At 37.1% G+C, this 1,432-nt stretch carries 2 protein-coding genes; one reads left to right on the top strand and one right to left on the bottom strand.

Features of this window, described 5'->3' with window-relative positions; genetic code table 11:
* Positions 1-928: extracellular solute-binding protein (locus I3255_RS14300; RefSeq protein WP_238039413.1), on the bottom strand; the 928-nt coding region annotated here is incomplete at its 3' end.
* A 272-nt stretch (positions 929-1,200) separates the two neighbouring features.
* Here I3255_RS14300 and I3255_RS14295 point away from each other — a divergent pair.
* On the top strand, positions 1,201-1,432 hold a 232-nt coding region (locus I3255_RS14295; RefSeq protein ID WP_238039411.1), incomplete at its 3' end, for an NlpC/P60 family protein.

The following is a 1,432-nucleotide window of genomic DNA, read 5'->3' as shown; positions in this document are numbered from 1 at the left end:
GGTACTTATCATAGACCCACTTCTGGTTTGCCTTTCTTTGTACAAACTCAATAAAGCGCTTCAATTGATTTTGTACAAGCACTGAGCGCTGATCAAACTCGGGCATAGCCAAGACAAAAGTACTTTTTAAACCATACATTTTGTGACCATTAAGGCTTGGTAACATGGCCAAACCCACGTTATCACCCATTTCTTTTTTAATATCATCGTATGCCCAATCGCCATTAATAGCATAAGCCGACTTTCCCTGAATAAATCCAAGCTGGGCGCAATGATAACCACAATGACCATCGATAATGCCGTCTGCTGCTAATAAATGGTAATACTTAAGAGCATTTACCATGCCTAACGAGTCCAAACTGATTTTATCGTTCTGTATTGGCCAGCCATCAGATGCGAGAAGAAATGGCATAAAGAAATACATATCACTGTAATTCCAACCTATTGGCATAATTTGCTTAGCTACAAAATCTTTTTTCTGCCGGAACAGTTCAGACCAAGATGTGATCGGTGTTTTAACCATACTCTTATTATAATAGAGTAATAAATGGTTACCTTGAATGATCGGTACGCCTCGATATTTACCATTAACTCTCGCCGTTTCACCAACCGCGGGTTCAAAATCTGTATGAATCCAACTTTTTGGAACCGGAGATAACTTCATCTGCTTATATAAACCAAGAAAGTCAGATGGGACTAATATCAGATCGGGTAAACCACCATATTGAGCGCCTAATAGCAGTTCTGCTTTAATTTTTTGCGGATCAAACTGAACAACAGAAACTTGGATTCCCGTTTCTTTTTCAAAACGAGAAACTAGACCATCAATATAAGCAGTTGATTGATGAGAGTGCCACAGCGTAATTCTTGCATTTGCTATGCATGGAATCAGCATCAATAGCAAAATTAAGCAACGAAATACAACCAAAGATACTCTCCTAAAATAAAATGCGATTTACCATGATACCGTAAAGCAAATCAGAGATAAATGAATGCTGTTCAATCATCATAAAAGCCCAATCTATGTGGATACTTTTTACAAAAATCTCTTCCATTTGTTTATAAAGTAGCAGTTATTTCTGTCTGATTTTGTATAATTGCTGCTGAGTTCACAGATTTTAATCATGAGTGAAACTTTTGTTCTTTACTTACATCTCAATTACAACAGCTTACGCATCTACTTACTAAATAAAGTTTCTAATGTTAAAAATCTCTTATACAAAACTACCCATAGCAATTATTGCATTGCTTTTAACAACAGCTTGCGCATCAACTCAAGCGACAACAGCAAAAACGACTCAATCTGGGCATACAACGATCTCTGCACACCAAAAGAAAGAACAAGATATGGTGAAGTTTGCACGTCGTTACATTGGTACTAAGTATGTTTGGGGAGGTACGACACCAAAGGGATTTGATTGTTCTGGATATA

The sequence above is a fragment of the Psychrobacter sp. Ps6 genome, from assembly GCF_022129235.1.
Classification (GTDB): domain Bacteria; phylum Pseudomonadota; class Gammaproteobacteria; order Pseudomonadales; family Moraxellaceae; genus Psychrobacter.
The sequence above is the reverse complement of the archived record's forward strand: the minus strand, read 5'-3'. Positions and strand labels throughout refer to the sequence as shown.